Raw genomic sequence first — 20,583 nt, 5'->3', positions numbered from 1 at the left:
CTGCAGACGTTCCTGTTCTGTATGTGCTGGTTGGTAGTGCATATTGAAATTTCAAGATAAGGTCATGGAAACCGAATGAAAGCGCCTCTTCCCACGCGGATCGCCGTCGCGATCGGCGCGATGCTGTGCGCGACGGCGGAGCCGGCGCTGGCTGCCGGTATCGTGGCCGCCGGCGACACTGCGACGTCGGTGTCATCCGCTGCGAATGGCCACCAGAGCGTGAGCATCGCGCCGGCGACGGGTGGCGTCTCGAACAACACCTACACCTCATTCAACGTGTCAAAAGCCGGCGCCGATCTGAACAACATCGGCATTAACGCGCGCACGATCGTCAATCAGGTGACCAGCACGAACCCCTCGCTGATCCAGGGCGACATCAACGTGCTGGGCCCTCGCGCCAACGTGATTCTCGCGAACCCGAACGGCATCACGATCGACGGCGGCAGCTTCATCAACGCAGGTCACGTTGTCCTTTCAACCGGCCAGGTGAGTTTCAACGACCTCGTACCAGCCCCTGGCGTGATCCAACGCAACGTTGTGCTAACCACCAACCGCGGCGCAATCACCATCGGCCCTGGCGGCCTGAGCGGCACACTCGTCAATCTCGATCTGATCGCCAAGCAGCTATCGGTGAACGGTCCCGTAAAAAACGACTTCACAACCTCCACAGGCGGCGTGCGAGCGATCATCGGCGACAGCACGAATACCTACGACACCAGCCTCTCCCCCAGCGACAACAACCACGACTGGCTCGTCAACACGACCTCACCCGGCACAGCTAATTCCGCATTGGCCGTCGATATCACCGCACTGGGTGGACTGACCGGTGGCCGTGTTCAACTCATCGTCACCGACAAAGGCGCGGGTGTTCGCAATCTCGGCGCGATCTATGCAAGCGCGGGCGACGTGGTGGTGTCGTCGCTCGGCGACATCGGCGTGAATGACGGATCAATCAAGGCGGAAAACAATATTCAGATCACCACGCCTGGCGCGTTCTCGTTGCAGGGCGGGCAGATGTCCGCCGCAAACGGTGTGACGCTCAGCGCGAACGGCATCACGCTGGTCGACGATGCTACCGGCGGCTCAACGCTCAGCGCGCAGAACGGCGCGATCAAGCTGACCAGCACCGGTGACATCTCCAATACCGGCAGCCTGATCCAGGCGGGCGCGATCAACGCGAGCGGCGCAGCAGTCGGCGGCGATGTGACCTTGAGCGCCACTGGCAACATCCTGAATCGTTCGAGTGCAGCGAATCTGGGTGTGGTCTTCGCAGCGAATGGACAAACGTCGCTAAGCGCACAAGGCAACATCACCAACGAGAACGCTCGCATTCTCGCGAACGATAAAACCAGCGTGACCGCTCAAGGCGACGTTTCCAACATCATCGATCACACCGACGGCACCAACGGCGGCCAGCCGCTCGCGTACTCGCATACGGGCGGCAGCTTCGTGTTCTTCACGCATAACACCAGCGGTTTCGACGTCGACTACGGCACCGTCGCGCAACCGGCCCAACTGGCCTATATCGCCTCGACCGGTGGCGCGGTGACGATCTCGGGGAACAACGTCACCAACTCCGGCGGCCTGATCCAGTCGAATAAGGGAGACATATCGATTACCGCGCAGCAGGCCTTTACCAACGCCGCGGTATTCTCGGGCCAAGCCAGCTATTCGCGCGTCTGCTGGATATTCTGTCATGCGAGTGCATCGAGCAATGTGATGCCTAATGGCGGCACGATCCAGTCTGGCGCGGACGTCGCGATTTCCGCGGGAACGGTTGCGCGCAACATCGGCGGTAACGTTTTTGCGAGCGGTAATCTCAACGTGTCGGCACCCGTAACCTACGCACAGGGTGTAACCGGTTACTCGGCAATCAATCAGGACCGTGGTTTCAAGGCATTCTTCGGCAGCACGTGGGCGCAGATCATCGCGAGCGATGTCGGCGGAGGCTTCACGGCCAACGGCTCGGTGTCGCTGGTCGGCAGCGCCGTGATCGATGGCGGTTACATCACGGGTAACAACGGCGTCTCGGCAAGCGGTGGCGTGACAACAATCCGCGCGCCCGCGACGACACCGGTTCAGATCGGCCAGCATCTCGGCATGACGACGTGGTGGTGGCATTGATGCAATCCGTATCGACCAGACCGCGCCTGAAGTGCGCGGGGATAGTGCGTGCGGTCACGCTCGTCTTCATGCATAGCGTCGCCGTCCATGCGCAGACACCACCGTCGCCCGCCCAGGCTTTACCGTTGGCGCGTCCCATTCAGGACCCCGCGCAGTTGATCATCGACCAACAGCGCGAACAGGCGACGCAGCGTCAACTGAATCAGCCGCCCGCATCCATCGCGCTGCCGGAGCCGGCTTCGCAAGGTTCACTCGATGTTCCACCTGACACGCCGGTCGATCAGATCGTCGAGACAGGACCTGCCTTTACGATCAAGCGCATCACCGTGGACGGCAATACGGTACTCGCGCAAAAGCGCATCGACGCCATCGTGGCACCGTTCGTCGCTCACACGCTTGGTTCGCATCGTCTGAATGTGCTGCTCAAGCGATTGACCGACGCGTTCGTGTCGTCCGGCTATATCACGACGCGGGCGTTTCTGGGTCCGCAGAATCTTGAGTCAGGTGTGCTGACAATCAGAGTTCAGGTAGGCCGCATAGCGGGTTATACATTGAACGGCAAACCGTTAGGGCAGCGCCTCAAAAAGGACGAGCAGTCGGCCGGTGGTGGACTCTTCACTGACGCGGGATCGGAGTGGGCATTTCCTGCGGCGGCGGGCGACGCGCTCAACCTTGGTGACATCGATCAGGGGGTGTCGCAGATCAACCGGTTGCGGCGCAATCAGGCCGAAATTCAGATTCTGCCCGGCCAATCGCCGGGGGATTCGATCGTCGCGATCAACAACCGGCCTGGCGACCGCCTTTACTACAGTCTGGGTGTCGACAACTACGGAAGCGCTGCGACTGGCATAACCCGCTACCGTGCGGGTGTCGAGGCGGACAATCTGATCGGCTTGCAGGAGTCGATCAGCCTGAATTTCCTCGACAGCGAGGACAGCAATGCGTTTGTGGGTTCGTTTGCGATGCCGTATGGCCGTCACACATTCAGCTATACGTTCTCCGATTCGGAATACCAGCAGCTGGTTGGGACGAGCGCGTTGATGTATGGGCGCACGCTGAGTCATATTCTGGGCTGGAACTACACGCTGGATCGCACGCAGGCCGGCATTGCAAACCTCGACGCCACGCTGTCGTGGCGGCGCACTGACCGCGAAGTCAACGACATCGAATTGAACCCGCAGCATATTGCGGTACTTCGCATCGGCGGTAACTGGTTGCGCAAGTTCGTGCTTAACGACGCGCCAGGCAATCTCACGCTCGACGCCGGTGTCTCACAGGGATTGCCGTGGTTAGAGGCGGATCATGACGCACATGGAATCGACCGTGACGACGCCCATAGCCAGTTCACCAAGCTGGACGCGACGGCATCGTTTACCGTGCCACTTCCCAGGGCAGGCCGCACCGCGTTCGCTTATCGCGGTGTTTTGAGTGGTCAATTCACGAATGTCGCGCTGTATGGTTCCGAGCAGATCTATCTGGGCGGCATGGATACGGTTCGCGGTTTTCGCTCCGGCGAGATATCGGGTGACCGGGGTTTGTATTCGCGCAACGAGATCGCATGGGTGAATGCGCCTGCGTGGCACGACGGGCGGATTGAACCGTACATCTTTGTCGATGCGGGAAAGGCAAGCCTCATTGCGGTCTCGGGGTTCCCCACACTGGCGGGTGCAGGCGCCGGGTTGCGCGTGCAGTGGTTGTGGCATCAGCAGATGCTGTCGACTGAGGCGCTGGTCGGGCGGGCGCTCACGCAGCCGGCCGCGCTTGGCCCAAAGGCCACACTCGTTCTTGCAACACTCAACTGGAATTACTAGGCATGAAACGAAACTCCTCTTTTACGTCTCGGACGGTGGTGCGTGCAGTGTTGGCGTTTTGCCTTGTGACATCGGCAACTGTTTCAGCTCAAGCGATTGCTGATTCCCAGTCGACCGCAACCCAGACCCCGATGCCGGCTGGCACGGTGGCGATCGTCAACGACATGGCTATCCCGCAGGCGAAGCTGGACGAGGCAGTCCTCCTGTCGCGCCAGCCCGACACGCCGCAACTGCGCAAGACGCTGACATCACAACTGGTCGCGCTCGAGTTGTTCCGGCAGGAGGCTGAGAAACAGCACTATGGGACGAAGCCCGAGGTGACGCAGGCGATGAACGCGGCGAAGGCGAACGCCGAAACGGCGCTCTTCCTGAAAGAAAACGTACACCCGGAGCCGGTCACAGATTTGCAGGTAAAGGCCCAGTACGATCGGATCGTCGCGTCGCTCGGCAAGGATGAATACAAGCCTCGCATCATTCTGGTCGCAGACGACGCAACGGCCGCCCTCGTCCTTGGAAAGCTGAAGTCCGGCGTGGCTTTCGACCAGCTCGCCCGGGAGTACAGCATTGCGCCGAGCAAGTCAGCCGGAGGCGAGTTGGCCTGGGTCGGCTTCAAAACACCACTTACCGACGGACAGACTCAGGGTGTGCCGTTACCGATCGCACAGGCGGTGGTGCAACTGCCTCCTGGCGGCGTTACGCCGGTGCCAATCGTTGTCGGCAATGCACGCGCGCTCGTAAAGCTGGACGCAAAGCGACCGACGGAAGTTCCTGCGTTCGATCAGGCAAAGGCGGCGATCCGACAGCAATTGCAGACTGTCGCGCTGGAAAAAGCAGCCGCAAATCTGGTGGCTGGACTGTTAAAAGATGCACGCATTCAGCAATAGTCAATCCGCTCGTGCCGATATCTTCGCCAACTCGCCAAGACGCTTGATTGCTGCTTCGATCCCACTCGTCCAGCGGTAGCCGGCGTTCAAACGCAGGCAATTGTCATAGGCATCGCCACGGCCGAACAGATGTCCAGGGGCAAAGCCAATCCCCTCGGTGCGTGCCTGCTCGAACAGCGGACGAGTGCTCGCAGAGACGCCCTCGAATGCGGGCAGTGTGACCCAGAGAACGAATCCGCCGGCAGGGCGGCTCACCTCGGTGCCGTCCGGAAAGTAGTGCAACACCGCATCTCGCAGCACCTGCTGCTGTTGACGAAGCTGCTTTCTCAATCGTCTCAGGTGCAGCGCATAGCCGCCGCTGGACAGCATTTCGGCTACGGCGACCTGTTGCAGTTCCGCCGTCGCCATACTGGTCGTGTACTTCAGCGCCTTGACGCGGTCCGTGAAACGGCCGGCCGCTATCCAGCCCAGACGCAATCCTGGACAAAGACTTTTAGAAAAAGCGCTGCACAGCAGGACATTGCCCTGCGTATCGAATGCTTTGACGGGCGGTGGCCGTACGTCGGCGAAACAGACGTCGCCGAAGATGTCGTCCTCGATCAACGGAATGTCCCGCTCCTGAAGTAGCCGGACGAGTTCTGCCTTGGCGGTATCCGACGCCACACTGCCGACAGGATTGTTGGCGTTGGCGATCGTAACGACGGCCTTGACCGGTCCCTGATCGAGCGCATCTTTGAGAACGGCGAGGTCCATGCCTGTGCCCGGCCTGCATGGAACAGGCAGAGGCGTCAATTCGAGCGCACGCAACATCCGCAACAGCGCGAAATACGTTGGGGACTCGACGGCAATCACGTCGCCGGGTCGAGTGACGGCCCGCAGTGCAAGGTTCAGCGCTTCGCAACAGCCGTTCGTCACGACCAGCTCTTCAGGATCAAGATCGCACGCGTACTGCATGGCCTGACGCACAATTTCCCGCCGCAGATCTGGATGCCCGGTGCCTCGGACATGGGCGCCGATCAGGTTCGGATGCTGGTATGCGAGACGACGGAACAGGACGCTGAACCGGTCGATCGGATACAGGGACTCTTCGCCGGCTGCGAGGTCAAGGCGTACCTCACATGGCGCGCCCACCATAGCCAGGTGATCTCGCGCCTGAGCATCCAGCTCCGGCAGCGGACCAGGCCACCTGTCTGCAACGGCAGTGCTTCGTCGCTCGGTCTGTTTCGCCACGAAATATCCCGAGCGAGGACGCGCCTGAATGTTTCCCTGCGTCTCCAGCCAGCGCAGAGCCTGGAGCGCCGTCGTCAGGCTGACACCGTGTTGGGCCGCGAGTGTGCGTACGGACGGCAGGCGGCTGCCCTCACGCGACCCAGCCTGTTCAATCCCTTCCCACAGCCGCATAGCCAGTTGCCGGTAGAGCGGCATCGCGGAACGGGCAGTCTCCATGCTTCGTATCCCCAAGGGCAAATCTGTTATGTAACAGATTTGCCCTTCCTGTGCATGGATGGGTTATGGGCAAGGTGCCAACATGGGCGCTCTTCCGGCAAGCGTGTTCATGACGGTAGCGGTGCGCTCCGTTACGTTGCACGCCTGATCCGGACACCCATGACCTATCTGCGCACCAACGGAAACGATTCATGCTTGGATATTTCTACAGGGGGATCGTGCGGTTGGTAGAGTCTGCCGCACTGAGCCGTCGCAATGCCTATCTCGCCGCATCGGTCGACCTGGCGGAGCTTGAAAGGCGCATGCGATGTCTGGAACTAGACGGAGAAAGCTGACTCGGGAGAGGGCGATGATACAAGCGCGCCAAGTCCGCCGGCTAGACACTGGAAAGGATCAATGCCCGTCACCGCCGGGCGGATTCTGGCGCAGAATTTCAGATCAAATCTTGACCAACACTTGGGATGGGCCATGAGTTCCAATTTTCGGATTACGTCCGGCCGTGCCACGTTGGCTGCGAAAGTGGTCGGTCATGGCGACCCGGTCGTCTTTCTACACGCCCGCGTTGCTGATAGCCGCATGTGGCGCGCACAACTGGATGGCGTCGGCGCTCACAATAAGGCTATCGCCTACGATCGTCGGGGTTTCGGCGAGACCCACGCCGACGCGGAGGACTTTTCTGCCGTCGCGGACTTGATGGCAGTGATTGATGCCGTGGCGAACGATGAGCCGGTCATTCTCGTCGGATGCTCACAGGGTGGGGGAATCGTGCTCGACGCGGCCCTTCGGCATCCGTCACGTGTCCGTGCCCTTGTTCTCATTGCGCCCAACGTGAGCGGCGCGCCTGAGGCAATCTGCCAGCCCGAAATCGAGGGCCTGCGGATGCGGCTGAAGGAAGCGGAAAACATCGGCGATATAGATCAGACGATCGCGATCAGAACGCGCCTGTCTCTGGACGGCCCACTGCAGCCAGAAGGTCGTGTTATGGGCCACGCTCGTCAACTGTTCGTCGAGATGAACTCAGTTGCGCTCAGGTCTGCGCCGACCGGGACGAACCTCGATGCCGAGTCTGCCTATCATCGTTTGGGGGAGATATCGGTGCCGTCGCTTGTGATTTGTGGCGACCTCGACCTCCCCAGCACTCAGGAGCGAAGCCGTCATGTTGCAACTACGCTACTGAACGGAGCGTACCGTGAATTGGCCGGCGCGGCGCATCTGCCGAGCCTGGAGCGACCGGCGGACATCACGGACCTGCTCACGGAATTCATCAGCCGCTGCGCTGGCCGCGAGGAATAGCCTGGTCGGGATGGGGAGGCCGACCGCGCCCGTGGCGCCGACGCCTGCCGATGCGAAGAAATATCCATGCGGTGCGCATGACGTTGCCAGATCGAGCGTTTCCCCTTACATCATGGACGTTCTGCACGTCTATTATGATTTGAGCGCAACGGGGAATACGACGGCAGCCGCTGAGCCGTCGATTTCCATGATGGCAGGATGCATGGATTGAAAACCCGGATTCAAATTAATACCCGCGCGCGATCAATACATCGAAAACAAAAAATGGGGAGACAAGGATGCGGCTCATCATTGGCATAGTGATCGCGCTTGCAGGCAGCGCGCTATTCGCCGGCATCCCGTTCGCGCAGACCCTCACGCCACCCGCTACGGACTCCGCGCCGTTATGGACGGCGACTGCGCCTGGGCGGCCGACCTTGCTGCTGCTTCCCACCATCCACAAGCTCCCCGCCGACGATCCGCGTATCGACGACCGGCTGTCGCAAGTGGCAAGCCGTGCCGAGGCCCTGGTGTTGGAGGGTCCTCTTACTGTTGGCAAAAAGGAGTTGCCGATGGTGCTTCGCTACGGGCAATACGGTCCGCGGGACAACATCACAAATCATGTCAGCACGCTGACGGCTGAAGCACTTGCGCGATGTGCACGGCAGAGCGATGAGAACATTGTTCGGTTTTTTCAGTTGAAGCCGTGGCTTGCTGCACTCGCGGTGGATGGCGCCAGGATGGCCGGCCGTCTTCCAGGTCAAACGAAGGATGGCAAGCCGTCTCCGCTCAAGGCCGGCATCGACGAACGGCTGCTCAAGATCGCCCAGCGGAATATGATGCCGGTGATCTATCTGGAAACGATTGAACAGGCAATGCAGATGTTCGATGACATGCCGGCAGATGAGCAGGAGGCCTATCTGAAGAATCGTTGCGCCGGTTTGACTGGTCCTGCGCCGGGTGAGTTGAATCTAAGCGAGCTCGAACAGGCGTGGCTGGACTCGGATACCGCGCGGATCGAGCAGATCTCGACAACCCGAGATCCGCACGAGAGCCAATCGGTTTACGACGCAAACCAGTACATCGTTCATGACGGCACAAAAATCTTTGCTGCCGCAATAGAGGGCTACGGTTACTTTCACGGCAAGGGTCCGATTCTGATTGCGGTCGGCGCTGCGCACTTCTTCGGTGACGACTCGCTGCTGGAGCGACTCAAGGCGGACGGCTATACGATCACGCCGCCGCCAGGCGTCATCAAGACTGCATGTGGACAGTCAGCTCGCTGTTGAACCTCGCTTCACTGCCACGCACTTGATCTCGACCAGCAAGCCCGGATGCGCAAGCTCGGACACACCTATCGTGGTCCATGCGCAGGTGCCGCGTGGGAAAACCCGATTCTTCACCTCGCGAAATACCGGCATATGCGTGCTCATCTGCACGTGGTACGTCGTCATATCGACAACATCCTCGAAAGTACAGCCGGCCGCTTGCAGCACGACGCGCAGATTTTCCCAGCACGCCAGGAATTGCGCCTCGGGATCGGCGATTACTCCAAGGTCTGCCGTACGCCCGACCTGCCCGGCACAGTAAATCGTAGTGCCGACCTTCACTGCGGGGACATAGCCTGCACGCTCTACGATAGGTTGCATTGTCGGTGGCACGATCAATTCGCGATCTGTCATGTGATTTTTCCGTTACGGGATTGAGTCGGTGGTTTGCCGTGGTGCGAATTATGACCGCGGATGGCTGAACTCGGCCTGATGACGATTTGCCATAGACGACAACGGACCGTATTGTGGCCGCTACCACAGCCGTTTGACTATCGCCGCAGCGCTACTCAACTCCGCCTCATCCCAAACGAAGCAACAAACGCGAGCCCCGCGCCGGACACAAGCAGAAGCGCCGGCGCCTCCATCCAGCCCGTCTTCACAATGAGCAGATTGGCGGCGAGCGGCGCGAAGCCCATTGTCGTCGCCAGCCCGATATTGATCGTCAACGCAACACCGCTATAGCGCACGCCGACGGGAAACATCTCCGCAATCGCGCAGGCGAATGTTCCGTTCGCAAACGAAGCGACGAGCGCCGCGATCAGGAAGACCACGCGCAAATCAGCCTGATGACGAGCCAGCGTCAGATAAAAAAACGGCGCGAACAAGGCGCATAACACGGCGCCGGTTCGAAACAGATAACGTCGCGGCAACGCGTCGCCGATGCGTGCAATCAGCAGCATGCATGCCGAGATCGTCACCACATGCAGCGTCTGCGCGGCGGCAATTCGTTGCGGCTCATAGTGAAGCAGTCGCAGCCAGGCAGGTGCGTGCGTAACAAGCAAACCGTTGCTAAGCCCAACCAGCATCGACGTAAACACTCCCACGGCAACAGGTCCACGATAGTCGCGCAGGAGAACGAACAGTGGTTTTTGCTCACGTGCATCCTGAGCCTGCGCGTAGGCATCGGTTTCCGGCAACGTGCGGCGCAACAGAAAGCTAAGCAGTCCGATTGCACCGCCTGCGAGAAAACCGATGCGCCACCCGAACGCGTCGATCTGTGCCGGCGCAAGCGTTCGTTGTTCAACGAGGTTGATGCCCGCAGCAAGCAGTAACGCCATGTTGACCGCGAAGAACACGATGCCGCACGAGAAGCCTGGTTTCATCCGCGCTGTTTCAACCGCATAGACGATCGCACCGGGCAGCTCTCCGCCGACACAGAATCCTTGCGTGAGCCTCAGTGCGAGCAACAGACAAGGGGCCGCTGCGCCCCACGCGCGATACGACGGCAACGTTGCAATGAGCAGCGTCGAGAGCGCCGCGATGATCGCCGACCACGCGAAAACCCGGCGCCGCCCATACCGGTCACCCAAATGACCGAAGAAGATGCCGCCTAAGGGCCTCGCCAGAAATCCCAGCGCAAATACGGCAAACGACAACGTCACGGTCGATAGCCCCGCGCTGGCCGGAAAGAAGGCCCGGCCGATCTCCTGCGCGAAAAAACCGTAGATGACGACGTCGAAAGTCTCGAGCGCGCCCGCTGTGCTGGTTACCAGGATCGTCCAGCGCTGGTGGGCGCGCATCGTTCCGGTGCGCATTGGGAGCGGACTGCCGGTCATGGCCGATGCTCCGGCATCGCTCGTGAATCGTTCATTGGGCCTACGCACCTCGCCGCGAAAATTAAGGATTTCTTCATTCAGCCTCCATGGGCGAAACGGTCTCGCGCAAGCAGCATGGGGTCAGGCGTCTCGCACTACAACGCCCTTCAGGCCCCTGATGCATGGGGTCAGGGAAGCACAGCCCTGGCCTCGTCATGAAGGCCTCCCCGATTCAACTTTCCGGAGTAAAGCAAAATGAAAGCTCTTCGAATTGTGGCCGCTAGCGCAGTTGTCTTCGCAGTCGGCAGCGCTTATGCGCAAGACGCTTCAACTCAAACGCAGCCTTCCCAGGACCTGGTCACGACCTCGGTCGGCGGCACGCCGTCGACGAGCACAGAAATGGGATCGCCTACCGGCAAAAGCCGCGATCAGGTCTACAACGAACTGATTCAATCGCAGCACAACGGTGAAGCTGACCGCATGCGCGATCTCTTCAAAGGTGGCAACTGAAGGCCGGATCCGGCATTGCTACGCGATCGCCGGATCGCCGGATTACCGGACTGCGGGATTCATCGAAAATCATGGTGTTCAGAAGCCGGCCCGTTTGACCACGCTTCTGAACTGGCCGGCCGACAGATAGCGCTGAAACCAGGGATTGGTGCGCAGTTCGCACAGGCGTGACGAGCGTTCAGCCAGCGCCGCCTCGAGCCAATGAAACATCTCGGGCGGTCTGGCGAGTCTGGCGTAGATCTCGGCAAGCACCAGCGGCGACGTGTAGCTCGTGCGATGCCTGGCCAGCAGATCTTCCAGAAGCCAGCGCAAGACCGCATCGTGGCCACCGTTTTCCCACTGCGTGCGGATAGACTGCGCACGGGCGTGTCCGCCGCATGAGGCCAGCGCTTCTGTCGTGGCTTCCACCGCTTCCCTGAACAAGCCTTTTATTTCGAACGCAATGGCCAATAACTGATAGATGAGCGGCGAGCGCTCGCTTCGCTCACCGGAAAAATACTCTTTCATCACCTCGTCGTGACGGCCAGACAGCACAAGGCCGAAGGCGCGCGAACCTTTGAAAGCGAGCGGATCGATCTGTTCGGCCCGCTTCATTTGCGCGTCTCCTTCCGGCTCGCGCCCGATCGCGAGCAAAAGCCTCGCGTACAGCCTGCGGGCCTCGGGATAGCTGGGATTCAGGCGCAGTGCTTCCAGAAACTCTGCTTCGGCTTTTCGCCAGTCCCAGTCGTAGAAGTAGTGAACCGCCGCCATCGCGTGATGCGCTTCGGGCAGCCCAGGGTCGAGTTCCAGCGCCCGTTCGGCCGTGGCGCGGGCGAGCGGCCAGCCTTGCTCGGGTGGAAAAAGACCGTGTACCGCTGTCGAGCCATGGAAATTCGACAGGCCGACGTAACCGAGCGCGTAGGTCGGATCGAGCTCGACCGCGCTTTCGAAGTAGGCTCGGCTCCGGAAAAAATCCTCGCCGCTGATGGCATGGTGCGCGCAGAATCCGGCGTCGAAGTGCACACGCCGGTACCAGAAGTACCGGCCGCGCAAGTAGGCGTCGTGCGCGGCGGGCTCGATGGGCAAGCGTCTTGCCAGCATGGTCTGCTGCTGTTCGGTGAGTGTCGGCGTCACTTCGGTGACCAGCGCCGCGCCGATCTCCTTCTGGATATCGAGTGCGCCTCGCGACGTCGGTTCGTGAGCATGGCTCCAGACTTGTACCTGGTCGGCGCAACGGATCAACTGCGCGAGGATTCGAAAGCGTTGACCTTCCTGAGTCAAGGAGCCCTCGAGCACATAGTCCACCGCGAGTTCGCGTGCTATCTCGGCAATGCTTTTTTCGGTGCGGCGGTACCGGGCGGCGGTAGTTCTTGCGATGACCATCAGTCGCCCGGGTTTGAGCGCGCCGAGCGTGGCGGACGTTTCAGCCGCCAGCGCGTCGCAGAAGCTGTCCTGTGTAGCGTCGCCGGTCAGATTCGCAAAAGGCAGCACGATCACGCGAACGGCGGGCGCGGGGGTGGGTTGGGATTCGGCGGCCGATTGCGCCTCGATCCCATCCAGCCGATAGCCTTTGCCCTTGACGGTCTTGACGTACTGCGGGCTCACCGGATCTTCGTCCAGCGCGATGCGGATTTTCCGCACCACGGTGTTCAGGCCGTTCTCGGTGTCACGAAATGAATTGGCTCCCCACAAAGCGCGCACGATTTCCGCGCGAGCGACGAGTTCCCCCCCGCGCGTCGCCAGCAGGATGAGCAGTTCCATGGGTTTGTGTTCGAGACGCACTTCCTGCCCGGCCCGGCGCAGCTGGTAGCGGTCGATGTCGAGTTCGAAGTCGGAGAACCTGACGAGTCCGGACGTCTTCATCTGCGCTCCAGGGCGATTGAACCCGCGGGTGACTTCGGACTTTATATTAGTTCACGCGGAGTGCGTCTGAGGGTATCCGCGCTTTCCTGACCCAGGCGCGATCGGTCAGTTTGACGAATGCAACGGCCAGGGTCGCAGCGTTTAACCATCAGGCCGGTCTTTGCGATACGGTGTCCCGGACTCATGCCGCGCACATAATCGACAGGTATTTTCTCTCGCGCATGCGTCGATTCATTCACAGCGGATGTTCAAATTGAAAGCAATTAGAAAATAATTTGATATGTTTTTGTCATAAATAATCTGCCTGAATTCGACATGGGCCATCCCGGGCCATCAGGCCGATTCGAGTTCATGATCCGCTGAATGACGGTGGAAAATAAGTGGCACTTCCCGAGCCGCCTCAGTGGCTGTAAAGTCATACAGCGTTTTCGCGGCCGGTCCGAAAAACCGGCGCCAAATGCATGGCCACAACGATGTCCCGAATAGTTTGCAAAAGCAGTTTTGTAAAACAGGTTTCAAAAGGGGATTCACATGTCAGTTGGCAATTCGGTCGTAGGCACGACCACGAACTCCACCAAATACAAAGTCATCAAGTGGTCGATTATCGGGCTGTGCATCGCCATCGGCGCGCCGCTCGCGATCTTGCTGGTCAAAGGCCTGGTCGGTCTGATCCTGGCCGCGGTGATCGGGCTGGCGGCGATCAACTTCGGTCCCGTGCTCGCCATGAAATTCGCGAACCAGAAAGTCAAGATGTTCGTGAACGAGGCGAAGTCGAACCCGATCGAGACGCTTTATAACGAACTGGCGGAAAAGCAGGAAGGTGCGGAGCGCTTCAAGAAAAGCATCACTGACTTCCGCACCGAAGTGAAAAACTTCGAAGACAAGACCGCGCAATTCAAAAAACAGTATCCGGAAGACGCGGCGCGTTTCGAAACCCAGCTCGCAACCATGCGGAAACTGCTGGCGTTTCGTGAGGGGCGCTATAAGCAGGTGCAGGACGAACTCAAGCGATTCTCCGACGCGATCGATCGGGCCAAAGCACTTTGGGATATGTCGCAATCCGCGCAACGGATGAACAAGATTGCCGGGATGCAATCCAGCGATACTTTCGCGCAAATCAAAACGGACGCCGCGCTCGACTCCGTGATGAACTCGGTCAACAAGGCATTTTCCGAAATGGAAACGTCGCTGATGGAAAGCGCGGAAGTGCAGCAAGCCAAGGCCGCCACCGAGTTGGGCACGGTCAATCCGCCCGCTCAGCAACTCGGCTCGCCCGCCGCACCCAAATAATCAGGCACGCGCCACTCGACCATTCAACTCGATCAAAAAATAATGAAGAAAATCCTGGGTTCGGTTCTTTTCCTGATCTTGCTGGCCGCCGGTTGGTATATCCACGAGGGTGGCCTGAAAAATCCTCTTAACAGCAGCCAGAGCGCCGATAAAGACGGCGTCGCGGCGAACGGGGTGGACATCGGCAACGCCACGAACACCGGCAACACCGACGCAAAAACGCCGCCCCCTGGCAACCCGGACGGATTCGTGCCCAACAAGGACACGCTGAAATCGATCCTGAGCAACGGCGTTGTGCGCGTCAGCGTCGAAAACCCGTCGCGGCCGTTCTACTCGGAAGACAACGGCAAACCGCAAGGCTTCAACGTCGACTTCGCCAATCTGCTGTTCGCACAGAAAGAGTTCACCTCGGGCGACCATTCGATCATCACGGTCGACACACATCATGGCGTGGACACGTATCCGGCTGTCCCCGATCAGTTGACCAAAACCGACAAGCAAGGCAACGCGGTTGTCGACGTCGCCATGGACGGTTTGACTTTCCCCGACAACACCCCAAGCGGCGTGGTCTATTCAATTCCTTATGTCGAGGACTTCGGCTATTCGCTGATCGTCGCCAAGGGTTCGCCGGTTCGCTCGGCGGCCGATCTGGCCGGCAAAACGATCGGCGTGCTGCAGGGCGATCCCGACGTGAAAGCGTTTGTTCAGAAAGCGTTTCCGAACAACAAGATCGTCGAACTATCGGATGCGAGCATCGAGGGGCAGCGGTCGTGGATGTCGCACTTCCTGGACGAGCATCAGGTCGATGCCATTGTCTACGACTATCCGTTTGGCGTGTCGGAGATCAAGGGTACTGACCTGACGTTCGCCGTCACCAAACTGGACGGCTCCAACCTCGCGTACAAAATCGGCGTACGCAAGGAGGACAGCGCGCTCCTGATCTACCTGAACTCCGCAATCGCGAAGGTCAAGCAGTCACCCGCATATCTGGATCTGCTGCGTAAATATTTCATCAGCGACCAGGTGCTGACCACCGCTGCGACCGGCGGCGAGAAGACCTACGTGGTTCGCGCCGGCGATACGTTGAATGCCATTGCCGCGAGCCAGCTGGGCAGCGGTGCGCGGTTTGTGGATGTGCAGAAGCGCAACAACCTTCCGAACCCCAACCTCATCCTGATTGGCCAGCACTTGATCATTCCGGTGCGCTGACGCGGTAGAGGTTCCTGCCGGGCCCCTTGCGACCCGGCAGGAAAAACCTCACCTCACCGGCCAGGCGGGAGACGCCGCACGCCTGCCATTTCCTGTCTCCTCTGTCGTGCCGGGTTCGCGTGCGCGCGTCTGCCCCCAAAAAACCGCCCGGTTTGCATCCATTTCACTCCTCGCTGCGTAAATCCCGTCAAGGACGCGCACCCCCGCTACACCTAACTAACCGACCGCGCGCTCTTTGGACCTGGAGACGCGCCCATGACTCATCCCGCACCGACCCCTCCACTACCGCGCGGATCGCGGGTCGCGGTCATCGGCGCTGGTATTTCGGGTTTAGCCAGTGCCTGGCTGCTGGCGCGCGAGCATCGTGTCACGCTGTTCGAATCGGCCGCCTACGCGGGTGGCCACACCAACACCGTGGACGTCACGCTCGACGGTCACACACATCCTGTCGACACGGGTTTCCTGGTTTTCAACGACCGCACCTATCCGAACCTGATCGCGCTGTTCGCTGAATTGGGCGTCGAGTCGCACCCGAGCGACATGACCTTCTCGGTTTCGCTCGACGAAGGCCGTCTCGAATGGGCCGGCACGAGTCTGAACACCGTGTTCGCGCAACGCCGCAACCTGTTCTCGCCGACCTTTATCGGCATGTTGCGCGACATCATGCGTTTCAACGACAGCGCGCAACGCAATCTTGAACTCGCGACAGAAACGCGCGCATCAATGGGCGAACTGCTGACGGCGGGTGGCTATGGTTCCGCGTTCCAGCGGCACTACCTGCTGCCGATGGCGGCGGCGATCTGGTCGAGCGCGACCGCCGATATCCTCGCTTTCCCGGCCACCACGTTCCTGCGCTTCTGCCTGAATCACGCGCTGCTGCAGGTGAATCGGCGGCCGCAATGGAAGACGGTGGTTGGAGGAGGGCGCGAGTATGTGCGGCGCATTGTCGGCACGCTCGACGACGTTCGCGTCGGTACCGCCGTCCGGGGCGTGCGGCGCGATGCCGATGGTGTCGACGTGTTCACGGACGCGGGCACGGAGCGTTTCGACGCGCTGGTGCTCGCCACCCACGCGCCAACCTCGCTGCGCCTGCTTGGCAACGACGCCGGGCTGGACGAGCGCAGCGTGCTCAGCGCCGTGCGTTACCAGCCGAACGTCGCCGTGTTGCATACGGATGCGAATCTGCTGCCGCGCCGTCAGCGCGTGTGGTCGGCGTGGAATTACCTGGGGAGCCGCGCGCTCGACGGCACGCATCCGGTCTGCGTCAGCTATCTGGTCAATCAGTTGCAGCCGCTGCCGTTCAGGACGCCGCTCGTCGTCACGCTAAATCCGGTGGCGCAGCTCGCGCCGGGCACGGAGTTGCGCCGCTTTGTCTACGACCATCCGCTGTTTGATCTGGCCGCCATCGACGCGCAGCACCGGCTGCCGTCGCTGCAAGGCAAGCGTCGCACGTGGTTCGCGGGCGCGTGGACGGGTTACGGTTTTCATGAGGACGGTCTGAAATCGGCGCTGCGCGTTGCGGCCGATTTCAACGTGTCGCCGGCATGGGCCAGGCTATGAATCCCGCCCGTGTCAAAGCCGCAGTTGATCCGGCCGCCTGGCTTCTGACAGGCAAGGTGATGCACGAGCGCCTGCGGCCGAAGCATCACCGCTTCTCGTATCCGGTGTTTTATGTGCGCTGCGATCTGGATCGTCTGGCATCGCTCGACAGCGGCTGGTTCGGCATCGACCGCTGGCGACCGCTCAGCTTGCATCAACGGGATCATGGTCCGCGTGACGGCGGCGATCTCGCCAGCTGGATGCGCGCGCAACTATCCGCTGCGGGTATCGGCGAAGCGGACGGCAAGATCTGGCTGCAAGCGTTTCCGCGCGTGTTCGGCTATGCGTTCAATCCGGTCAGCTTCTGGTTTTGCCACGACCGCGACGATCGTCTGCGCGCGTTGCTGGCCGAGGTGCGCAACACCTTCGGGGATCGCCATTGCTATCTGTTGAGCGCCGCGGGGAATGCGCCGATCACGGCTGAAACGGAGCTCAAATGCCGCAAGGTGCTGCACGTGTCGCCGTTTTGCCGCGTGGAGGGGCGCTACGAGTTTCGTGTCAGGCAGACGCCGAATAGTGTGTCGGTCTCGATCGATTACAAGGACGCTGACGGGCTTCTGATCCGCACCGCAGTGGGTGGCCGTCTAAAGCCGTTGACGCGCTCGGCGGCACTTGCCGCGTTGATGCGTCAACCGATGCTGACCCTCGGCGTCGTCGCGCGAATTCATTGGCAGGCGTTGCGCCTCGCCATCAAAAAGGCGCCGTTCTACGGCAAGAATCCCGCGCCGGGCCGCACGGCCGACGCATCCACCGACCACACCGCTGCCGGCGAGGCCGAGCCCTCCACCGCAGCGCGCCCCATTTCGTCCGATTGAGGAGATCCAGCCATGGCGCTTTCAAGAACCCTAAGCGGGCCTCGAACCGTCCCCGCGTCAGGCCGTTTGTTTCTGTCTCTGCTCGAACGGATTCAGGTCGGGCATCTGGTGCTGATCACGCCCGACGGTCAGCAGCGCGTGTTCGGCGATTCGCACGCGGCGCCAGGCGCGCGTCTGGAATTGCGCGACTGGCGTGCGTGCGGCGCGATTCTGCGCAAGGGCGATATTGGCTTTGCCGATGCATGGCGCGCCTTCTGGGTCGATACGCCCGATCTGGCCGCTTTGCTGCGCGTGGCCATTCGCAACGAACGCGCGTTGCAACGCACGGTTTATGGCGGCTGGCTTGCGCAACTCTGGTACGGACTGCGTCACAAGCTGAGGCCCAATACGCGCTCGGGCAGCCGGCGCAATATTCACGCGCACTACGACATCGGCAACGCGTTTTACGCGCAATGGCTGGACCCGACCTTCACGTATTCCAGCGCGGTATTCCACGGCAACTTCCATCAATCGCTGGAAGACGCACAGCATGCGAAGTACCAGCGCATCATCGATACGCTCGGTTTGCGCGAAGGCATGCGCATTCTGGAAATCGGCTGCGGATGGGGTGGCTTTGCGATGCATGCGGCGCGCCAGGGCATTCACGTGCATGGCGTGACGATTTCCGCGGCGCAGCTCGAATTCGCCCGGAAGCAGGTAAGCGAAGCAGGATTGAGCGATCGCGTGCAGCTCGAATTGCGGGACTATCGTACGCTGACCGGGCAGTACGACGGCATCGTGTCGATCGAAATGTTCGAAGCTGTCGGGGAAAAATTCTGGCCGACGTACTTTCGCATCTTGCGCGAACGTCTGCTGCCGGATGCACGCGCGCTTGTGCAAACCATCACGATCGACGACTCGCACTTTGCCGCGTATCGCGCGACGAGTGACTTCATCCGCGAATTCATTTTCCCGGGCGGCATGTTGCCGAGTCCGCGGCGCTTTATTGAAGCAGCCCGGCGCGGCAAGCTCGCGGCGTACCCGTCGTTGGCTTTCGGGCCCGACTATGCCGAGACGTTGCGCCGTTGGCGCAGTGCGTTCGAAGCGCAACTCGGTGCGATCCAGAAACAGGGCTTCGACGAGATTTTTGTGCGCACCTGGCGACTCTATCTGGCCTACTGTGAAGCCGGCTTCGACGAAGGGCGCACGGACGTGATGCAATTCGTGCTCACGTCGGCGGACTGACATGCGCGCACTCGCGGCTCTCGTGCTAATGGTGTGGGCGACTGCGGCCAGCGCTGACTGGCTCGGCGACGTGCAGTCCGCGAAGCTCGTGGGCGAGGGCGATTTCAGCGTGTTCGGCTTCAGGCTCTACCGTGCGCAGATGTGGAGCGAGCGCGTACCTATCGACTATGAAGAACGCTTCGCGCTGCATATCGTCTATGTGCGCGGCATCAAGCGCGAACGGTTCGTCGATACGGGCATGAACGAGATCAAGCGTCTCGCGAGCGCACCGATTCCGGCCGACACGTTGGCGCGCTGGCGCGCGGACATGATGCAGGCGTTCGTGGATGTCAGTCCCGGCGATCAGCTCAGCGCGGTCTATTTGCCGGACAAGGGCGTGCGTTTTTATGCCGGCGACCGGATGACCGGCGAGTTCGACGACCCCGCGTTCGCGCGCGCGTTCTTCGGCATCTGGCTCGATCCGTCGACGCGTGCTCCGGCTTTACGCAAGCAGTTGCTCGGAACCGCGCCGTAGGGCGCGTCGCGCTGCGCCGCGTGACTCACTTGCGCGTCGATAAACGCGCTCGCATCGTCGAGCACGGGCGCAAAACCGCGCAGCGGACCCGCAATGGCGCCGACCAGCAGCGCGTGTCCAATCCGCGGGTAGTGCTTCACTTCAACGGTATCGCCGGCGGCGCGCAGCTTTGCCGCGAGCCGGTCGGTGTTGCCCGGATCGACTGTCGTATCGCGCTCGCCCGCTGCAAGGAAGGCAGGCGGTTCGTCACCGTTCACGAAGTTGATCGGCTGGCTCGCTGCGCGCAATTCGGGCGGGAAAATTTCTTCGAGCGTTGCGTCCTTCAGCGGCAGAAAATCATACGGACCGGCGAGGCCGATCACGCCGCTCAGATCGTGTTTGCTCATCTGCTGCGCCGCGAGATAGCGATTATCGGTGGCCAGCAGCATCACGATATGCGCGCCGGCCGAATGCCCCATCAGGAAGATCCGTGACGGGTCGCCGCCGAATTCGGCGGCGTGATCGCGGGCCCAGCGCACGGCCGCGGCGGCGTCGTCGATAAAGCCGGGGAAGGTGATTTCCGGCCACGTCCGGTAGTCGGGTACCACAGCGACAAAGCCACGCGAGGCCAGCGCCGCGCCGACAAACAGATAGCTGTCACGCGAACCGCTCTGCCAGCTGCCGCCGTAGAAGAACACGACCACGGGTCTGCCGTGCGAACCCGTGGGTGGCGCACTGGCGGCGCCGGGCATGTAGACATCGAGCTTCTGGCGCGGCGCGCTGCCGTAAGCCAGACCATTTTCGGCCCGGAAGTTCTTGTGCGATACGGCGGCGTTGAGCACGCCGGCGGGGCTGCAACCGCCCAGCGCAGCGAGCGCCAGGGCGGCGGTCAGGGTAAGCAGGCGTCGAGGCATGAGGGGCGGATCCGTCGGAAATTGTTCAACAATAAGCGTTCGAACAATGTACGCGATAAGCCCAC

Annotated in this window: 17 protein-coding genes and 1 pseudogene; 13 read left to right on the top strand and 5 right to left on the bottom strand. The window is 61.0% G+C overall.

Annotation, left to right across the window (positions count from 1 at the left end; genetic code table 11):
• The first annotated feature begins 120 nt into the window (after window positions 1-120).
• From BCY88_RS20745 to BCY88_RS20735, 3 genes are all read left to right on the top strand, one after another.
• Window positions 121-2,124, top strand: coding sequence for a two-partner secretion domain-containing protein (locus BCY88_RS20745; protein ID WP_404935710.1), 2,004 nt, complete (start codon window positions 121-123; stop codon window positions 2,122-2,124).
• 68 nt (window positions 2,125-2,192) lie between these two features.
• Window positions 2,193-3,935, top strand: coding sequence for a ShlB/FhaC/HecB family hemolysin secretion/activation protein (locus BCY88_RS20740; RefSeq protein ID WP_120346083.1), 1,743 nt, complete (start codon window positions 2,193-2,195; stop codon window positions 3,933-3,935).
• Window positions 3,936-3,937: 2 nt separating this feature from the next.
• The gene (locus BCY88_RS20735; RefSeq protein WP_183081414.1) at window positions 3,938-4,819 is read left to right on the top strand and encodes a peptidylprolyl isomerase; all 882 of its coding nucleotides are present in this window, start codon (window positions 3,938-3,940) and stop codon (window positions 4,817-4,819) included.
• Here the strand turns inward: BCY88_RS20735 and BCY88_RS20730 are convergent, their stop codons facing one another.
• The gene (locus tag BCY88_RS20730) at window positions 4,820-6,244 is read right to left on the bottom strand and encodes an aminotransferase-like domain-containing protein (RefSeq protein WP_183081413.1); all 1,425 of its coding nucleotides are present in this window, start codon (window positions 6,242-6,244) and stop codon (window positions 4,820-4,822) included.
• 212 nt (window positions 6,245-6,456) lie between these two features.
• Here BCY88_RS20730 and BCY88_RS20725 point away from each other — a divergent pair, with 212 nt between their 5' ends.
• The 3 genes from BCY88_RS20725 (at window position 6,457) to BCY88_RS20715 (ending at window position 8,826) form a co-directional block, all read left to right on the top strand.
• Window positions 6,457-6,600, top strand: a complete 144-nt coding sequence (locus BCY88_RS20725) for a DUF3563 family protein (RefSeq protein WP_120346061.1) — start codon at window positions 6,457-6,459, stop codon at window positions 6,598-6,600.
• A 61-nt stretch (window positions 6,601-6,661) separates the two neighbouring features.
• Window positions 6,662-7,558 carry an alpha/beta fold hydrolase gene (locus BCY88_RS20720; RefSeq protein WP_220669680.1) on the top strand — a complete coding sequence of 299 codons (897 nt, stop codon included), beginning with the start codon at window positions 6,662-6,664 and terminating at the stop codon, window positions 7,556-7,558.
• Between the two features lie 278 nt (window positions 7,559-7,836).
• Window positions 7,837-8,826, top strand: a complete 990-nt coding sequence (locus tag BCY88_RS20715; protein ID WP_120346060.1) for a TraB/GumN family protein — start codon at window positions 7,837-7,839, stop codon at window positions 8,824-8,826.
• Here the strand turns inward: BCY88_RS20715 and BCY88_RS20710 are convergent.
• Both BCY88_RS20710 and BCY88_RS20705 read right to left on the bottom strand, forming a co-directional pair.
• Entirely contained in the window at window positions 8,812-9,219 is a 408-nt protein-coding gene (locus BCY88_RS20710; protein ID WP_120346059.1) for a RidA family protein, read from the bottom strand. The genes BCY88_RS20715 and BCY88_RS20710 overlap by 15 nt on opposite strands.
• A 155-nt stretch (window positions 9,220-9,374) precedes the next feature.
• A complete protein-coding gene (locus BCY88_RS20705; protein WP_120346058.1) occupies window positions 9,375-10,643 on the bottom strand; it encodes an MFS transporter in 1,269 nt (422 codons plus the stop codon).
• A gap of 234 nt (window positions 10,644-10,877) precedes the next feature.
• Here BCY88_RS20705 and BCY88_RS20700 point away from each other — a divergent pair, with 234 nt between their 5' ends.
• Window positions 10,878-11,132, top strand: coding sequence for a DUF4148 domain-containing protein (locus BCY88_RS20700; RefSeq protein ID WP_120346057.1), 255 nt, complete (start codon window positions 10,878-10,880; stop codon window positions 11,130-11,132).
• A 78-nt stretch (window positions 11,133-11,210) separates the two neighbouring features.
• On the opposite strand, the gene BCY88_RS20695 is transcribed toward BCY88_RS20700, so the two are convergent.
• Entirely contained in the window at window positions 11,211-12,974 is a 1,764-nt protein-coding gene (locus BCY88_RS20695) for a winged helix-turn-helix domain-containing protein (protein ID WP_120346056.1), read from the bottom strand.
• A 531-nt stretch (window positions 12,975-13,505) separates the two neighbouring features.
• Here BCY88_RS20695 and BCY88_RS20690 point away from each other — a divergent pair.
• The 6 genes from BCY88_RS20690 (at window position 13,506) to BCY88_RS40415 (ending at window position 19,625) form a co-directional block, all read left to right on the top strand.
• The gene (locus BCY88_RS20690) at window positions 13,506-14,264 is read left to right on the top strand and encodes a hypothetical protein (protein WP_120346055.1); all 759 of its coding nucleotides are present in this window, start codon (window positions 13,506-13,508) and stop codon (window positions 14,262-14,264) included.
• Window positions 14,265-14,306: 42 nt separating this feature from the next.
• Window positions 14,307-15,473, top strand: coding sequence for a transporter substrate-binding and LysM peptidoglycan-binding domain-containing protein (locus BCY88_RS20685; protein ID WP_120346054.1), 1,167 nt, complete (start codon window positions 14,307-14,309; stop codon window positions 15,471-15,473).
• Window positions 15,474-15,728: 255 nt separating this feature from the next.
• Complete coding sequence (locus tag BCY88_RS20680; protein WP_120346053.1) at window positions 15,729-17,033, top strand: NAD(P)/FAD-dependent oxidoreductase; 1,305 nt, start codon at window positions 15,729-15,731, stop codon at window positions 17,031-17,033.
• Complete coding sequence (locus tag BCY88_RS20675) at window positions 17,030-17,887, top strand: DUF1365 domain-containing protein (protein ID WP_120346052.1); 858 nt, start codon at window positions 17,030-17,032, stop codon at window positions 17,885-17,887. Before BCY88_RS20680 ends, BCY88_RS20675 begins: the two co-directional genes overlap by 4 nt.
• Before the next feature lie 12 nt (window positions 17,888-17,899).
• Window positions 17,900-19,111, top strand: a complete 1,212-nt coding sequence (locus BCY88_RS20670; RefSeq protein WP_120346051.1) for an SAM-dependent methyltransferase — start codon at window positions 17,900-17,902, stop codon at window positions 19,109-19,111.
• Window position 19,112: 1 nt separating this feature from the next.
• Window positions 19,113-19,625: a chalcone isomerase family protein gene (locus BCY88_RS40415; protein WP_120346050.1), complete on the top strand. Its 513-nt coding sequence runs from the start codon at window positions 19,113-19,115 to the stop codon at window positions 19,623-19,625.
• Between the two features lie 167 nt (window positions 19,626-19,792).
• On the opposite strand, the pseudogene BCY88_RS40810 reads toward BCY88_RS40415, so the two are convergent.
• Window positions 19,793-20,356: pseudogene (locus BCY88_RS40810) on the bottom strand (alpha/beta hydrolase); the annotation flags it as partial.
• Window positions 20,357-20,583 lie beyond the last annotated feature (227 nt).

The sequence above is a fragment of the Paraburkholderia fungorum genome (assembly GCF_003610895.1).
Lineage (GTDB): Bacteria > Pseudomonadota > Gammaproteobacteria > Burkholderiales > Burkholderiaceae > Paraburkholderia > Paraburkholderia fungorum_B.
Note: the sequence above shows the minus strand (reverse complement) of the source record. Positions and strands in the feature narration are given on the sequence as shown.